Source organism: Variovorax sp. PEI5 (assembly GCF_056679935.1).
This window is the reverse complement of the sequence record NZ_CM155257.1, coordinates 1,985,960-1,999,836: the sequence shown is the minus strand read 5'-3', so window position 1 is coordinate 1,999,836 and position 13,877 is coordinate 1,985,960. Positions and strand designations below refer to the sequence as shown.

The following is a 13,877-nucleotide window of genomic DNA, read 5'->3' as shown; positions in this document are numbered from 1 at the left end:
CACCCAACCGCGAGCTCCCGCCCATGGCCGACACCGAACTGCACTACCTCGAACTGCTGGACGTCTCCAGGCTCGTCCAGTCCAGGGAGCTCTCCAGCGTCGAGGCGACGCAGGCCCAGCTCGATCGCATCGCGGCGCTCGACGACCGGCTCGGCAGCTATGCCCTGGTGCTGGGCGAGCAGGCCCTGGCCGACGCCCGCCGGGCCGACGAGGAGATCGCGCGCGGGGAATTGCGCGGTCCGCTGCATGGCGTGCCGATCGGCATCAAGGACCTGTGCTGGACGAAGGACGTCGTCACCGCCGCCGGCATGACGCTCCATGCCGACTTCAAGCCGACCGAGGACGCCACGGTGGTGCGCAAGCTGCGCGAGGCCGGCGCGGTGATCCTGGGCAAGTTGCAGATGACCGAGAGCGCCTATGCCGATCACCACCCGAGCATCGCGGCGCCGCGCAATCCCTGGAATGCCGCGCACTGGCCGGGCGTGTCGTCGAGCGGCTCGGGCGTGGCGACGGCCGCCGGGCTGTGCTATGGGTCGCTGGGCACCGACACCGGCGGCTCGATCCGCTTCCCGTCGGCGGCCAACGGCCTGACCGGGCTGAAGCCGACCTGGGGCCGGGTCAGCCGGTATGGCGCCTTCGAGCTCGCCGCCACGCTCGATCACATCGGCCCGATGACGCGCAGCGCCGGCGATGCCGGCGCCATGCTCGGCGCCATCGCCGGGGCCGATGCCAAGGACCCGACGGCGAGCCTGCTGCCGGTGCCCGACTACCTGGGCGGACTGCGGCCGGACCTGAGCGGCCTGCGCATCGGGCTGGATGCGCGCTGGATCACCGAGGGCGTCGACGCGCCGACGCGCGCGGTGCTCGATGCCGCGATCGCGACCGTGAAGTCGCTCGGCGGCGAGCTGCGCGCGGTGGTGTTCCCCGATGCGGCCCAGGTCATCTCGGACTGGTTCCCGCTGTGCGGCATGGAGGCCGCGGTGGTGCACGAGACCACCTACCCGGCGCGCAAGGCCGACTATGGCTCCGGGCTGGCCGGCCTGATCGAGCTCGGCCGCGCGCAGACCGGTCTCGACTACCAGAAGATCGTGCTGCACCGGCTCGACTTCAGCGGTCGCGTGAAGGCCCTGTTCGAGGACATCGACCTGCTGATCGCCCCGGCCACGGGCATCGCCTCGCCCACCATGGATCGCATGTCCAGGATGGGCGAGGACGCCGAGCTGATCTCCGCCGTGCTGCGCTACACCTGCCCGTTCGACATGACCGGCAGCCCGACGATCACCTTGCCCGGCGGCTTCACGGAGGCGGGCATGCCGGTCGGCTTCCAGCTCATCGGCCGCCACTTCGAGGAGCACCTGCTGGTGCGCGCCGGCTGGGCCTTCCAGCAGGCCACCGACTGGCATCGCCGCCATCCGGCGCTCTGAGGCGGTGACGACGACGGCGGCCGGCCGTCGCCGGTCCCCCGCGTGTCCTCCGCGTGTCCTCCGTTTCTCCCGTTCCCGCTCCGCATCCACCCACCCCGTCCCCCGACTCCACCGATTCGAAAGCTCACCATGACACTGCGCCCCATGCTCGCCCCGCTCGCCTGCGCGCTCGCCCTCGCGGGACTGGCCGTCGCCGCCTCGGCCGCCGAACCGCTGAAGGTCGGCCTGATGGAGGACATCTCGGGCGACCTGGCCGTCATCGGCCTGCCCAAGCTGCATGGCTCGCAGCTGGCGGTGGAGGAGATCAACAAGGCCGGCGGCGTGATGGGCCGGCCGCTGGAGCTGATCCACCTCGATCCGCAGGGCGACAACGCGCGCTACCAGGAATTCACCCGCCGCCTGCTGAGCAAGGACAAGGTCGATGTCCTCATCGGCGGCATCACCTCGGCCTCGCGCGAGGCCGTGCGGCCGATCGTCGACCGCACCCAGACGCCGTACTTCTATACCAACCAATACGAGGGCGGCGTGTGCGACGCCAACATGATCAGCATGGGCGCCATCCCGGAGCAGCAGTTCTCCACGCTCATCCCCTACATGGTCGAGAAGTTCGGCAAGAAGGTCTACGTGGTGGCGGCCGACTACAACTTCGGCCAGATCTCCTCGGAGTGGAACCGCACCATCCTCAAGGAGCTCGGCGGCACCGTGGTGGGCGAGGAGTTCATCCCGCTGGGTGTCTCGCAGTTCGCGCAGACGATCCAGAACATCCAGCGCGCCAAGCCCGACTGGATCCTCACCATCAACGTCGGCGCCGCGCAGGACTCGTTCTTCGAGCAGGCCGCCGCCGCCAAGCTGAACCTGCCGATGGGCTCGTCGATCAAGGTCATGCTGGGCTTCGAGCACAAGCGCTTCGCGCCACCGGCGCTCAACCGCATGCACGCGGCGGCCAACTGGTTCGAGGAGATCGACACGCCCGAGGCGACCGACTTCAAGAAGCGCTGGCACGCCAAGTTCCCCAACGAGCCCTACATCAACGACATGGGCTACAACGCCTACACCGCGCTCTACATGTACAAGGACCTGGTGGAGAAGGCCAAGTCGACCAAGCTGGCCGACCTGCGCAAGGTCATCGCCACCGGGCAGGCCTGCATCGCCGCGCCGGAGGGCCAGGTCTGCATCGAGCCCAAGAGCCAGCACACCTCGCACCGCATGCGCCTGATCGCGGTGGACGACAAGCACGCCGTCAAGGTGATCAAGGACTACGGCACGATCCAGCCCTACTGGCTCGGCCAGATCGGCTGCGACCTGACGAAGAAGAACGACCGGAAGCAGTACACGCCTTCGGACCTGCCGAAGAAGTCCTGACGCCACCGGTAGCGCCGCGTGTTCGCCGAAATCTTCTCCTTCGCCTACCAGTTCGCCGACGTCTTCGCGTTCCTGATCCTGGCGGCGGCCGGCCTGGCCATCGTCTTCGGGATGATGGGCGTGATCAACATGGCGCATGGCGAGTTCATCATGTGCGGCGCCTACGTGACGGTGGGGCTGGTGCACGCCGGCCTGCCGCTGGTGCCGGCCCAGGTGCTGGGCACGCTGGCGGCCGGGCTGGCGGGCGTGGCGGTCGAATGGACCATCGTGCGCAAGCTCTACAAGCGCCCGCTGGACTCGCTGCTGGCGACCTGGGGCCTGAGCCTGATCGTCACGCAGGGCATGCTGCTGATCTTCGGCTCCTCGCTCGCGGGCATCGGCACGCCGCAGGGCAGCTTCTCGATCGGGGCCTATACCTTCTCGACCTACCGCCTGGTGCTGTTCGGCTGCGCGCTGGCGGTGCTGGCGGTGATCTACGTCGTCTTCATGCGCACCCGCTTCGGCATCCATGCGCGCGCCACGATGCAGAACGCCTCGATCGCGCAGGCCACCGGCGTGCGCGTGGGCCGCGTCTACGCGCTGAGCTTCGGCCTGGGCGCGGCGCTGGCGGGCTTCTGCGGCGCGATGTACGCGCCCACCATGACCCTGATGCCCACCATGGGCGCCGCCTTCCTGATCGAGAGCTTCGTCACGGTGGTGGTCGGCGGCGCCAACGTGCTGCTGGGCACGGCGCCCGCGGGCATGCTGCTGGCGGTGGTGCGCACCGCGCTCAATGGCTGGGGCGGCCAGATCATCGGCCAGATCGGCATGCTGCTGGCCGTCATCGTGGTCATCCGCCTGCTGCCCGAGGGCCTGTCGGGCTGGCTGGCGCGGCGCACGCGCTGACGCCCCGCCACGGCTCCCCCGCATCGCGCGTCCCCGGTCCCCTCCACCCAAGGAAGTCCCCTCATGCTGAAGCTCATCAACGGTCCGCAGACGCTGGGCGCCACCCGCGTGTTCTGGCTGCCGTTCGTGGCGGTGGTCGCCGCCATGCTGGTCTATCCGCTGTTCGCCGATGCCTACAGCGTGGGCAACATGGCCTATCTGCTGCTGTGGGTCTTCATGGCCATGGGGCTGTGCCTGGTGTGGGGCTATGGCGGCATCCTGTCGTTCGGCCAGACCCTGTTCTTTGGCATCGGCGGCTATGGCTATGGCGTGCTGGCGATCAACCTGGGCGGCGAGTCCGGCACCACCGTGCTGGCGCTGGTGCTGGCGATCGCGGCCTCCGGGGTGGTGGCCGCCGTGCTGGGGTACTTCATGATCTGGGGTCGCGTCGGCGGGGTCTTCTTCGGCATCGTCACGCTGTCCTCGACCCTGGTGCTGGCCTTCTTCCTGGGCCAGACGGCCGGCCCCGAATGGCGCATCGGCGAGGCCCGCCTGAACGGCTTCAACGGCATGAAGGACATGGCGCCGCTGAACATCCCGTGGATCGGTGGCGAGCCGCTCTACTTCGAGGGCGTGCCGCTCTACTACCTGGTGGTGGGGCTGCTGCTGGTGGTCTACCTGGGCCTGCGCATGCTGCTGAACTCGCGCTTCGGCAACGTGGTGGTGGCGATGCGCGAGGACCCCCAGCGCGCCGAGCTGCTGGGCTACGACGTGCGCAAGTACCAGCTCGCGACCTTCGTCATCGGCTCCATGCTCGCCGGTCTCAGCGGCGTGCTCTACACCTCGTGGGGCCAGTTCATCACGCCGGCCAGCGTCGGCCTGCCGGCGGCGTCGATGCCGATCGTGTGGGTGGCGTTCTCGGGCCGCAGCGACCTGACGGCCACCACCGTCGGCGCGTTCCTGGTGCTGTGGGCGTTCCAGACCCTGACGGTCTACAGCCAGCAGGCCGCGCTGCTGCTGATGGGCGCCATGCTGCTGGCCACCGTGATGCTGGCGCCGCAGGGCTTCGTCATCGGCATGGTGCAGCTCGCGCGCGGCTTCCTCGCGCCGCGCCGCCGCGAGGCCGCCGCCGCGCTGGCCGAGGAGGGCCGCGCATGAGCGCCGCGGCCCCCCTGCTCAGGACCACCGGCCTGACCAAGCGCTTCGGCGGCCACACGGCGGTCTCGGAGGTCGGCATCGAGGTCGGCCAAGGAGAGATCCACTGCCTGATCGGCCCCAACGGCGCCGGCAAGAGCACGCTCTTCAAGCTGATCGTGGGCATGCACGAGCCATCGGCCGGGCGCATCGAGTTCCGCGACCGCGACGTCACGCGCGAGCGGCCCTACCAGCGCGTGCAGCAGGGCATGAGCATCAAGATGCAGACCCCCAGCGTGTTCAGGGAACTGCCGGTGCGCCAGAACCTGCACATCGCGCTGCAGCACCACGTGGCCGGCGCCGAGCTGGCGCGCGAGGAGGAGCGCCTGCTCGAACTCCTCGACCTCGCGCACGACCACGCCAAGCCCGCCGGCGCGCTGGCCCACGGCCAGCAGCAGTGGCTGGAGATCGGCATGGCGATCGCGCTGCGTCCGGCATTGCTGCTGATGGACGAGCCCACCGCCGGTCTGTCGCCCGAGGAGACCTTCAAGACCGGCGAGCTGATCCGGCGCCTCAACATCGAGGGCATGACGGTGCTGGCGGTGGAGCACGACATGGCCTTCGTGCGCCAGATCGCGCAGCGCGTGACGGTGCTGCACTTCGGCAAGGTCTTCGCCGAGGGCTCGATCGAGGACATCGTGGCCGACCCGCGGGTGGCCGAAATCTACCTGGGCAAGACGCAATGACCGCCGACTCCGCCGCCTCCGCCGCCTCCGGCACTCCCGTCCTCGAGGTCCAGGGCCTGCGCGCCGCCTATGGCGAGACGCCGATCCTGCAGGGCGTCGACATGACGGTCGGCCGGGGCGAGATCGTCGCCCTCATCGGGCGCAACGGCGTTGGCAAGACCACCACCCTGCGCTGCCTGATGGGCCTGCTGCGCGCGCGCGGCGGCGGCATCGCGCTGCTCGGGCGCGACATCACCACGCTGTCGAGCGACGCCCGCGCGCGGCTGGGCATCGGCTACGTGCCGCAGGGCCGCGAGGTGTTCGCGCGCATGACGGTGGCCGAGAACCTGGCCGTGGGCGAGCTGGTGGGCGGCCCCAGGGGCCGGAAGCAGCCCGACCTGGTCTACCAGTACTTCCCGCGCCTGGCCGAGCGCCGCCACCAGCTCGCCGGCACCATGTCCGGTGGCGAGCAGCAGCAACTGGCCATCGGCCGCGCGCTGGTGGGCAACCCGGCGCTGATGCTGCTCGACGAGCCCTCCGAGGGCATCCAGCCCTCGATCGTGCAGCTCATCTGCGACGTGCTGCGCGCGATCCGCAAGGATCTGGGCACCACGATCCTGTTCGTCGAGCAGAACCTCGACACCATCCTCGACGTCGGCGAGCGCGCCTACGTCATGGAGAAGGGCCGGGTGGTCGCGCGCATCGAGCCGGGCCACCTGGACGCGGCCACGGTACGCGGCCACCTGATGCTCTGACCACCCCCCGAAGGAGAGACTTCCCATGACCTGGCTCGACCGATCGATCATGCACACGCGCGGCGAGGGCCGCGGCGCCAGCATCACGACGCACGAACTCACCGAGGCGCGACAGGGCACCTTCCACTACACCATCGGCCCGTATTCGCAGCCGGTGATGACGGTCAGGCCCGGCGACCGCATCGTGGTGGAGACGCGCGACGCCTTCGAGGGCAAGATCCGCACCGAGCAGGACCTGCCCTCGAAGGTGCTGACACTGCCCTTCGTCAACCCGCAGAACGGCCCGATCATGATCGAGGGCGCCGAGCCCGGCGACACGGTCGCGGTGCACATCGAATCGATGGCCCCGCGCGGCGACAACCCGCGTGGCACCTGCTGCATGATCCCGGACTTCGGCGCCCTGAGCGGCACCGCCTTCACCGCGCTGCTCAACGAGTCGCTGCCCGAGCGGGTGCGCAAGATCGACGTCGACGAGGAGGGCGTCTACTGGAGCAAGCGGGTCACGCTGCCCTACCGGCCGCACATCGGCACCCTGAGCTGCTCGCCCCAGCTCGACTCCATCAACAGCCTCACGCCCGACCAGCACGGCGGCAACATGGACCTGCCCGACATGGGCCCCGGCAGCATCACCTACCTGCCGGTGTGGACACCGGGGGCGCGCCTGTTCATCGGCGACGCGCATGCCTGCCAGGGCGATGGCGAGGTCTGCGGCACGGCGGTCGAGTACCCGAGCCTGACGACCATCCGCGTCGATCTCATCAAGGGCTGGACGCTGTCCTGGCCGCGCCTGGAGACCGAGCACATGATCATGGCCATCGGCAGCGCCCGGCCGCTGGAGGACGCGACGCGCATCGCCTACAAGGAGCTGATCCTGTGGATGGAGGCCGAGTACGGCTACGACCGCTGGGATGCCTACATGATGCTCAGCCAGTGCGGCAAGGTGCGCCTGGGCAACTTCGTCGATCCCAAGTACACCGTGGGCGCGGGCATCTCCAAGGAATACCTGGCGCCGGCGCCGGCCTGACCGGCGGGCGATCCGTCAGTCAGGCCGCCATCTCAGCCGGCGAACAGCCGGGCCGGCCAGATCACCAGCCAGGGGAACAGCACTATCAGGAACATGACCGCGAACTCCGCCAGCATGAAGGGCAGCACGCCGCGCGTCACGTCGTCCATCGACATCCGCCCGACGCCGGCGACGACGTTGAGCACCGTGCCGACCGGCGGCGTGACCAGCCCGATCGAGTTGTTGATGATGAACATCACGCCGAAGTAGACCGGGTCGATGCCCGCCGCGTTGACCACCGGCATCAGCACCGGCGTCAGGATCAGGATGGTGGGCGTCATGTCCATGGCCGTGCCGACCACCATCACCAGCACCATGATGGCCAGCATCAGCAGGATCTTGTTGTCCATCACCGGCTGGAGCAGCGCGATCACCTTCGAGGGCAGGTCCGCGACGGTGATGAGCCAGGCGCTGACCATGGCCGCGGCGATCAGGAACATCACGATCGCGCTGGTCTTGGCGGCGCCGACGAAGACGCCGTACAGGTCGCGCCAGGTCAGTTCGCGGTAGACCACGGTGGAGACGAACAGCGCGTAGACGGCGGCCACCACGGCCGCCTCGGTCGGCGTGAAGACGCCCATGCGCAGGCCAACCAGGATGATCACCGGCAGCATCAGCGCCCACAGCGCCTTGCGCAGGGCCGTCATCACCTCCGCGCCCGACTTGCGCGGCGGCGCGACGATGTGCTCGCGCCGCACCAGCCAGGCCCAGGTGACCCACAGCGCACCGCCGATCAGCAGGCCGGGCACGATGGCGGCGAGGAACAGCTTGGAGATCGAGACGTTGGCCGCGACGCCGAAGATCACCAGTCCGATGGAGGGCGGGATCACCGGGCCGATCACGCCGGTGGCCGCGATGAGGCCGGCCGCGCGCGGCTTGTCGTGGCCGGCGCCCACCATCATCGGCAGCAGCAGGGCGGTCAGCGCGGCGGCGTCGGCGACGGCCGAGCCCGACAGCGCCGAGAGCAGGCAGCCGGCCATGATCGTGACGTAGCCCAGGCCGCCCTTGACGTGCCCGACCAGCGCCAGCGCGAAGTCGACGATGCGCCGCGACAGGCCGCCGACGTTCATGATCTCGCCGGCCAGCATGAAGAACGGCACGGCCAGCAGCGGAAAGCTGTCGGCCCCGCCGATCACGTTCTGCGCCAGGATCTGCGGATCGAACAGGTCCAGGTGCCACATCAGGGCGACGCCGCTGGCCAGCAGCGAGAAGGCGATGGGGATCCCCAGCGCCATCGCCAGCAGCAGGGCGCCGACGAAAACAAGAATGGTCATCGCTTCACCCCGTTCACCCCGTTCACTGCGGGCCGCGCGGGCGCGGCGCCGGACGCGTCGGCCGCATCGGCCGCGTCACCGAGGATCTGCCGCAACTGCACGGCTTCCTCCGATTCCTGCACCATCACCAGCTCGGCGTCGCCGAGCCGGCCGGTGGCCATGCGCCAGAGATCGATCAGCAGGATGAGCGCGGCCAGCGCCGCGAACACCACGCCGGCGGCATAGACCGTGGCCATGGAGGCGCCGGTCGTGGGTGCCTCGACGTCCCAGTTGATGCGCGCCTGCGTCAGGCTGCCCTGGAACAGCAACCACACGATGTAGAGCATCACCAGGTGGCCGATCGCCAGGCAGGCCTTCTTGCCCCAGCGCGGCAGCCGCTGCACCACCATGTCCACGCCCAGGTGGCCGCGTTCCCTGAGGGCCACGACGGCGCCCAGGAAGGTCATCCAGATGAAGAGCCAGCGCGAGATCTCCTCCGAGACCGTGATGCCCGAGTTGAAGCCGTAGCGCAGCACGACGTTGCCGAACACCAGCACCACCATCACCGCCAGCATGAGGGCGATGAGGCCCTCGATCACCCGGCACGCGCCGTCCACCCATCGATTCATGCGTCTTCCTCGGGCGGCGGGTTCAGCGGGCGCTGGCCTGGAGCGTCTCCACCAGGGCGCGCAGGGCGGCCAGGTAGGACACCGGTCCCAGGCCCTGGATGGTGGCCTTGACCGCCGGCGAGATGATCGAATGGGCGCGCCAGGCCTCGCGGGCGGCGATGTTCGACATGTGCACCTCGATCGTCGGGAACGGCATCGCCTTGATGGCGTCGTGCAGGGGCACGCCATGCTGCGTGAGGCCGGCCGGGTTGACCAGCGCGCCATGCGCCGAGTCGATGTTCTCGTGCAGGAAGTCGACCAGCGCGCCTTCGTGATTGGACTGCAGGGTGGCCAGCTCGACGCCGAGCTCCTGCGCCAGCCGCTCCAGCCGGGCGTCGATCTCCGCCAGCGTCGTGTGGCCGTAGATGTGGGGTTCGCGGCGGCCGAACAGGTTCAGGTTGGGGCCGTGGAGGACGAGGATGCGCATGGGGGTGTCTCCGGGGCCGTTCACTTGCGGATGCGGGCGAGTTCGTCGTTGTAGAGCTTGACGAGCGACGGGTCGTAGCTGGCCGCGAACTTGTCGGTCACCGGCTTGACGAGCTGGCGCATGCGCGCCTGTTCGGCCGGCGCCACCTCGTTGTACTGCATGCCCTTGGCCCGCAGGTCGCCGACCGCGCGCTGCGCCGCCGCCCGGCTGACCTGGCGCTGGTAGCCGCGCGCCTCGTCGGCCGAGTCGTTCATCATCTTCTGCTCGGCCGGCGTCAGCGAGTCCCAGAACTTCTTGCTCACCAGCACGATGTTGGCGGCATAGACGTGGTTGGTGGCGCTGACGAACTTCTGCACCTCGAAGAACTTGTTCGACAGGATGACGGCGTAGGGGTTCTCCTGGCCGTCCACCGCCTTGGCCTCCAGCGCGCCATACAGCTCGGCGAACGGCATCGGCACCGGGTTGGCCTTGAAGGTGCGGAAGGTGTCCAGGAACACCGGGTTGGGGATGACGCGGATCTTCAGTCCGTCGAGGTCCTCGGCCCGGGCGATCGGGCGCTTGCTGTTGGTCACGTTGCGGAAGCCCAGGTCCCAGTAGCCCAGCGCCACCAGGCCCTTCTCGGGCAGCTTGGCGATCAGGGCCCGGCCCAGCGGGCCGTCGAGCAGGGCGTCGGCCTGCTCGAAGGTGCTGACGGCGAACGGGAAGTCGACCAGGCCGAACTCCTTGACGATGCCCGCCAGCGACGTCGTCGCCGGTGCCGACATCTGCTGCACGCCGCCCTGCAGCGCGGACTGCTGCTGCATCTCGTTGCCCAGCTGCGAGGCCGGGAACTCCTGCACCTTCATGCGCCCGCCGCTCTTGGTCGCGAGCAGTTCGGCGAAGCGCTTGACTCCGAAGCTCACCGGGTGGTCGGCATTGTTCAGGTGGCCGAAGCGGATCACGCGGTCCTGGGGTTGCTGCGCGAGCGCGGGCCAGGCCAGCAGGCTCGAAATTCCGGCGATCGCCAGTGAACGAAGGATGGTTCTCACGGATGGGTCCTCTCGGGTCGGGCAGTGCGGCGGCGGATGCCACCGATGGCGTGGATCGTATGAATAAGTGGAAAAAGTTTCCATAGTGGAAACCCTCTGCGGACTTTGCTACAGTCCCTGCAGGCTTCAGGCCCCGGACCCGGCGAAACCAACCACACCCACCCCGATGAGCACGATCCTCGAACGCAGCTTCAAAGTCCTCGAACACCTCGCCACCTGTCCGGAGGGCGTGCCGCTGTCGACATTGGCCTCCGAGCTCGACATGCCGCTGAGCGCCACGCACCGGCTGCTGGCCGAGCTGGTGCGCTGCGGCTACGTGCGCCAGCACCAGAACCACAGCGACTACATGCTGACCATCAAGCTGGTCTCGCTCGGCCTGAGCTTCCTGAGCGCGAGCGGCATCGTCGACATCGCGCAACCACCGCTGGACCGCCTGGCCGCCGAGTCGCAGGAACTGGTGCGCCTGGGCATCGTCGACGGCGACCAGCTGATCTTCGTGGCCAAGGCGCAGGGCGCGACGCGCGGCCTGCGCTACGACCCCGACATGGGGCTCTCGGTCAACCTGTCGTGCAGTTCCGCCGGCCATGCCTGGCTCTCGACCATGAGCGACGAGCGCGCGCTGGAGCTGGTCTCGCGCCAGGGCTTCGGCACGCCCAAGGAGTTCGGGCCGCGCGCGATCACGTCGGTGAAGGCGCTGCTGGCCTGCCTGAAGGCGACGCGCCAGCGCGGCTTCAGCATGATCGTGGAGGTCTTCGCGCCCGCCATGACGGCCATGGCGGCGCCGGTGCGCAACAGTGCCGGCACGGTGATCGGGGTGGTGACGATCGCCGGGCCGCTGGCCCGGCTGACCGAGGAGCGCATGGTGGCCCTGGGCCCGGCGCTGCTGGCGGCGACCGAGCAGCTGGCGCTGGCCAGCGGCGCCTCCACGCTGCTCAAGCGCCGCGCCTCCTGAGGCCCGGCCGCTGCGCCCGCCCGCTCAGTACACCACGATCTTCCCGGTCGACCGGGGGCTGTGGCAGTCGTTGTAGAAGTACTCGCCCGGTTTGTTGAAGGTGTGCTTGGCCGAGGTGCCGGGCAGCAGCTTGAAGTTGTATTCGCCTTCGAAGAACTGCGTGGCGCAGCGCGTGTTGGCGTTGCCGGCCGGGTTGGTGAAGGTCACGGTGGTGTTGACCGGCACGCGCATCCAGGTCGGCGTCATGGCGTTGACGGCGGTCGACTCCGTCGCGCCGGGCTGGTTGGCCGCGGTCTGCACGCGTCCCAGGAACACCGTGTAGGGCGTCGGCAGGGCGGCGCCTTCGACGGCCGCGCCCGAGACCGGGCGCCGCACCACCGGCGCCGGTGGCGTTGCCGCCGGCGGCACCGTGCCGCCGACCTTGAAGGCCCACAGGTAGTCGCCCCGGCTCGCCGAATCGCCGTACGGGATGCTGGTGCCGCCGGCATACACGGCGACGTACTGCTGGCCGTCGATCTCGTAGGTCACCGGGCTGGCGCTGATGGCCGCGCCGGTCTGGAAGCGCCAGAGTTCCTTGCCGTCGTCGCCATCCATGGCCAGCAGGTTGCCATCGGGCTGGCCGATGAACAGCAGCCCCGACGCGGTGGTCAGGATGCCGTTGCCATGCGCCAGGGAGTAGGGCATGGCCTTCTTCCACTTGACCAGATTGGTGCCGGGATCGACGGCGACGATGCCACCCGTCATGTAGGCGCCGGGCGGGCGCAGGCCGTTGCTGGCCTCGGTCAGCGAATGCGCCGCCGCGACATAGCCGGTGCCGGTGTAGACCAGGCCCGTGGCGGGACTGAAGGACTGGTGGTTCCAGTTGGCGCCGCCGCCGTGGCCGGGCGCCGACAGCAGCGGGATGTCCCAGTGCGGGTCGTAGAGGCAGCCGGTGACGTAGTTGGGCACGGCTCGGTTCGGGTCGCCCGGGGCCGCCGTGCCCAGCGGCTGGTCGACCATGCAGGTCGCCGTCCAGGCGCCCTGGCGCGGGATCGGCTGGGTCGGCCAGGTCGCCTGGCGGGCGTCCTGCTTGACCGGGACCTCGTCGATGCCCAGCGGCGCGGTGCCGTCCTTGCGGTCGAGGATGTAGTACATGCCGGTCTTGCTGCCGTAGATGACCACCTTGCGGTCCCGGCCCTGGATCTTGACGTCGGCCAGCACCGGGGCCATGACGTTGTCCATGTCCCAGATGTCGTGGTGCACCGACTGGAAGTGCCACTTGTAGGCACCGGTCTTGAGATCGAGCGCGACGATCGAGTTGGCGAACAGGTTGAGGCCGGGGCGCGAGGAGCCGTCCTGCGACGAGCCGCCGCGCGTGTTGCCGAAGGTCCAGTAGACCAGGCCGAGTTCCGGGTCGACGGCCGGATGGATCCAGGGCGTCGCGCCGGTGCGGTTGGCCTCCGAGGCATTGCCCCAGGTCTCGTAGCCCATCTCGCCCTGACGCGGCACGCCCCAGAACGCCGTCAGCACGTTGCCGTTGGTCGCATCGGCCGAGAACGCGGCGCCGCGGTTGCCGTCGTTGGTGCCGATGTACAGGCGCTTGTCGTGATAGACCAGGGCCACCTTCTGCACCGCGCCGACGAAGTTGGCCTCGGTCGAGCCGGGGTACTGCTTGGTCCACGCGACCTCGCCGGTGTCGGTGCGCAGCGCGATCAGGCGGTTGCCACCGGCCAGCGTGTAGACCAGTCCCAGGTCCTTGGCGACGGCCACGCCGCGCCGGGTGACCACGCCGTGCGGCGTCGTCCATTTCCATTTCGTCACGCCGGTCCTGCCATCGACGGCGATGACGTTGCCGAGCGCCGACTCGATGTAGATCACGCCATCGACCACCACCGTGGTGCTCTGGTTGGTGCCCGTGGTCAGGCCGCCCTCGATGCGGTTGACCCAGGCGCCGCCGAGCTGGCCGACCTGCTCGCGCGTGACCTGCTTGAGGCTGGAGTAGTTCTGGTTGCCCAGGTTGCCGCCGACCTTGGGGAAGTCCTTGTCGCCGGCGGTGCAGCAGTCCTTCAGGTTGGCCGCCACGGCCGGCGTCGGCTGCGGCGTCGGCGTGGTCGTGGCCGGCGGCGTGGTGCCGCCACCGGCGCTGGCGCCGTTGTCGTCGCTGCCGCCGCAGCCGTACAGGAGCAGGGGGGCGGCGATCGTGCCGCAGGTCAGCAGCGCTGCCAGGGGTCTGAGTTTCATGG

13 protein-coding genes are annotated in these 13,877 nt (G+C 69.4%); 8 read left to right on the top strand and 5 right to left on the bottom strand.

Annotated features, from left to right (window positions below; translation table 11 throughout):
* Positions 1-23 precede the first annotated feature (23 nt).
* The 7 genes from AC1MLT_RS09200 to AC1MLT_RS09170 all read left to right on the top strand — a co-directional run bounded on the left by AC1MLT_RS09200 (position 24) and on the right by AC1MLT_RS09170 (position 7,288).
* Positions 24-1,424 (top strand): amidase, encoded by a 1,401-nt coding sequence (locus tag AC1MLT_RS09200; RefSeq protein ID WP_481031992.1) that lies wholly within the window; start codon positions 24-26, stop codon positions 1,422-1,424.
* A gap of 129 nt (positions 1,425-1,553) precedes the next feature.
* A complete protein-coding gene (locus AC1MLT_RS09195) occupies positions 1,554-2,786 on the top strand; it encodes an urea ABC transporter substrate-binding protein (RefSeq protein ID WP_481031991.1) in 1,233 nt (410 codons plus the stop codon).
* An 18-nt stretch (positions 2,787-2,804) separates the two neighbouring features.
* Positions 2,805-3,671, top strand: coding sequence for an ABC transporter permease subunit (locus AC1MLT_RS09190; RefSeq protein ID WP_481031990.1), 867 nt, complete (start codon positions 2,805-2,807; stop codon positions 3,669-3,671).
* 63 nt (positions 3,672-3,734) lie between these two features.
* The gene (locus AC1MLT_RS09185) at positions 3,735-4,808 is read left to right on the top strand and encodes a branched-chain amino acid ABC transporter permease (RefSeq protein WP_481031989.1); all 1,074 of its coding nucleotides are present in this window, start codon (positions 3,735-3,737) and stop codon (positions 4,806-4,808) included.
* Positions 4,805-5,530, top strand: a complete 726-nt coding sequence (locus tag AC1MLT_RS09180) for an ABC transporter ATP-binding protein (RefSeq protein WP_481031988.1) — start codon at positions 4,805-4,807, stop codon at positions 5,528-5,530. Before AC1MLT_RS09185 ends, AC1MLT_RS09180 begins: the two co-directional genes overlap by 4 nt.
* The gene (locus AC1MLT_RS09175) at positions 5,527-6,264 is read left to right on the top strand and encodes an ABC transporter ATP-binding protein (RefSeq protein ID WP_481031987.1); all 738 of its coding nucleotides are present in this window, start codon (positions 5,527-5,529) and stop codon (positions 6,262-6,264) included. Before AC1MLT_RS09180 ends, AC1MLT_RS09175 begins: the two co-directional genes overlap by 4 nt.
* Before the next feature lie 25 nt (positions 6,265-6,289).
* Positions 6,290-7,288, top strand: a complete 999-nt coding sequence (locus tag AC1MLT_RS09170) for an acetamidase/formamidase family protein (RefSeq protein WP_481031986.1) — start codon at positions 6,290-6,292, stop codon at positions 7,286-7,288.
* 32 nt (positions 7,289-7,320) lie between these two features.
* Here the strand turns inward: AC1MLT_RS09170 and AC1MLT_RS09165 are convergent, their stop codons facing one another.
* The 4 genes from AC1MLT_RS09165 to AC1MLT_RS09150 are packed head-to-tail and all read right to left on the bottom strand — an operon-like array spanning position 7,321 to position 10,703.
* Positions 7,321-8,601 (bottom strand): TRAP transporter large permease, encoded by a 1,281-nt coding sequence (locus AC1MLT_RS09165; protein WP_481031985.1) that lies wholly within the window; start codon positions 8,599-8,601, stop codon positions 7,321-7,323.
* The gene (locus AC1MLT_RS09160) at positions 8,598-9,209 is read right to left on the bottom strand and encodes a TRAP transporter small permease (RefSeq protein WP_481031984.1); all 612 of its coding nucleotides are present in this window, start codon (positions 9,207-9,209) and stop codon (positions 8,598-8,600) included. The genes AC1MLT_RS09165 and AC1MLT_RS09160 overlap by 4 nt, the downstream gene beginning before the upstream one ends.
* A gap of 22 nt (positions 9,210-9,231) precedes the next feature.
* Positions 9,232-9,675, bottom strand: coding sequence for a type II 3-dehydroquinate dehydratase (locus AC1MLT_RS09155; RefSeq protein ID WP_481031983.1), 444 nt, complete (start codon positions 9,673-9,675; stop codon positions 9,232-9,234).
* Between the two features lie 20 nt (positions 9,676-9,695).
* Positions 9,696-10,703, bottom strand: a complete 1,008-nt coding sequence (locus AC1MLT_RS09150; protein ID WP_481031982.1) for a TRAP transporter substrate-binding protein — start codon at positions 10,701-10,703, stop codon at positions 9,696-9,698.
* A 166-nt stretch (positions 10,704-10,869) separates the two neighbouring features.
* Here AC1MLT_RS09150 and AC1MLT_RS09145 point away from each other — a divergent pair, with 166 nt between their 5' ends.
* A complete protein-coding gene (locus AC1MLT_RS09145) occupies positions 10,870-11,655 on the top strand; it encodes an IclR family transcriptional regulator (RefSeq protein ID WP_481031981.1) in 786 nt (261 codons plus the stop codon).
* Positions 11,656-11,679: 24 nt separating this feature from the next.
* Here AC1MLT_RS09145 and AC1MLT_RS09140 read toward each other — a convergent pair whose 3' ends face one another.
* Positions 11,680-13,875: an outer membrane protein assembly factor BamB family protein gene (locus tag AC1MLT_RS09140; protein ID WP_481031980.1), complete on the bottom strand. Its 2,196-nt coding sequence runs from the start codon at positions 13,873-13,875 to the stop codon at positions 11,680-11,682.
* Between the last annotated feature and the right edge of the window lie 2 nt (positions 13,876-13,877).

Excerpts from the sequence above, each read along its gene's own strand:
- AC1MLT_RS09200 (WP_481031992.1), top strand. The coding sequence starts at position 24 with ATGGCCGACACCGAACTGCACTACCTCGAACTGCTGGACGTCTCCAGG.
- AC1MLT_RS09195 (WP_481031991.1), top strand. The coding sequence starts at position 1,554 with ATGACACTGCGCCCCATGCTCGCCCCGCTCGCCTGCGCGCTCGCCCTC.
- AC1MLT_RS09185 (WP_481031989.1), top strand. The coding sequence starts at position 3,735 with ATGCTGAAGCTCATCAACGGTCCGCAGACGCTGGGCGCCACCCGCGTG.
- AC1MLT_RS09180 (WP_481031988.1), top strand. The coding sequence starts at position 4,805 with ATGAGCGCCGCGGCCCCCCTGCTCAGGACCACCGGCCTGACCAAGCGC.
- AC1MLT_RS09175 (WP_481031987.1), top strand. The coding sequence starts at position 5,527 with ATGACCGCCGACTCCGCCGCCTCCGCCGCCTCCGGCACTCCCGTCCTC.
- AC1MLT_RS09170 (WP_481031986.1), top strand. The coding sequence starts at position 6,290 with ATGACCTGGCTCGACCGATCGATCATGCACACGCGCGGCGAGGGCCGC.
- AC1MLT_RS09165 (WP_481031985.1), bottom strand. The coding sequence starts at position 8,601 with ATGACCATTCTTGTTTTCGTCGGCGCCCTGCTGCTGGCGATGGCGCTG.
- AC1MLT_RS09160 (WP_481031984.1), bottom strand. The coding sequence starts at position 9,209 with ATGAATCGATGGGTGGACGGCGCGTGCCGGGTGATCGAGGGCCTCATC.
- AC1MLT_RS09155 (WP_481031983.1), bottom strand. The coding sequence starts at position 9,675 with ATGCGCATCCTCGTCCTCCACGGCCCCAACCTGAACCTGTTCGGCCGC.
- AC1MLT_RS09145 (WP_481031981.1), top strand. The coding sequence starts at position 10,870 with ATGAGCACGATCCTCGAACGCAGCTTCAAAGTCCTCGAACACCTCGCC.
- AC1MLT_RS09140 (WP_481031980.1), bottom strand. The coding sequence starts at position 13,875 with ATGAAACTCAGACCCCTGGCAGCGCTGCTGACCTGCGGCACGATCGCC.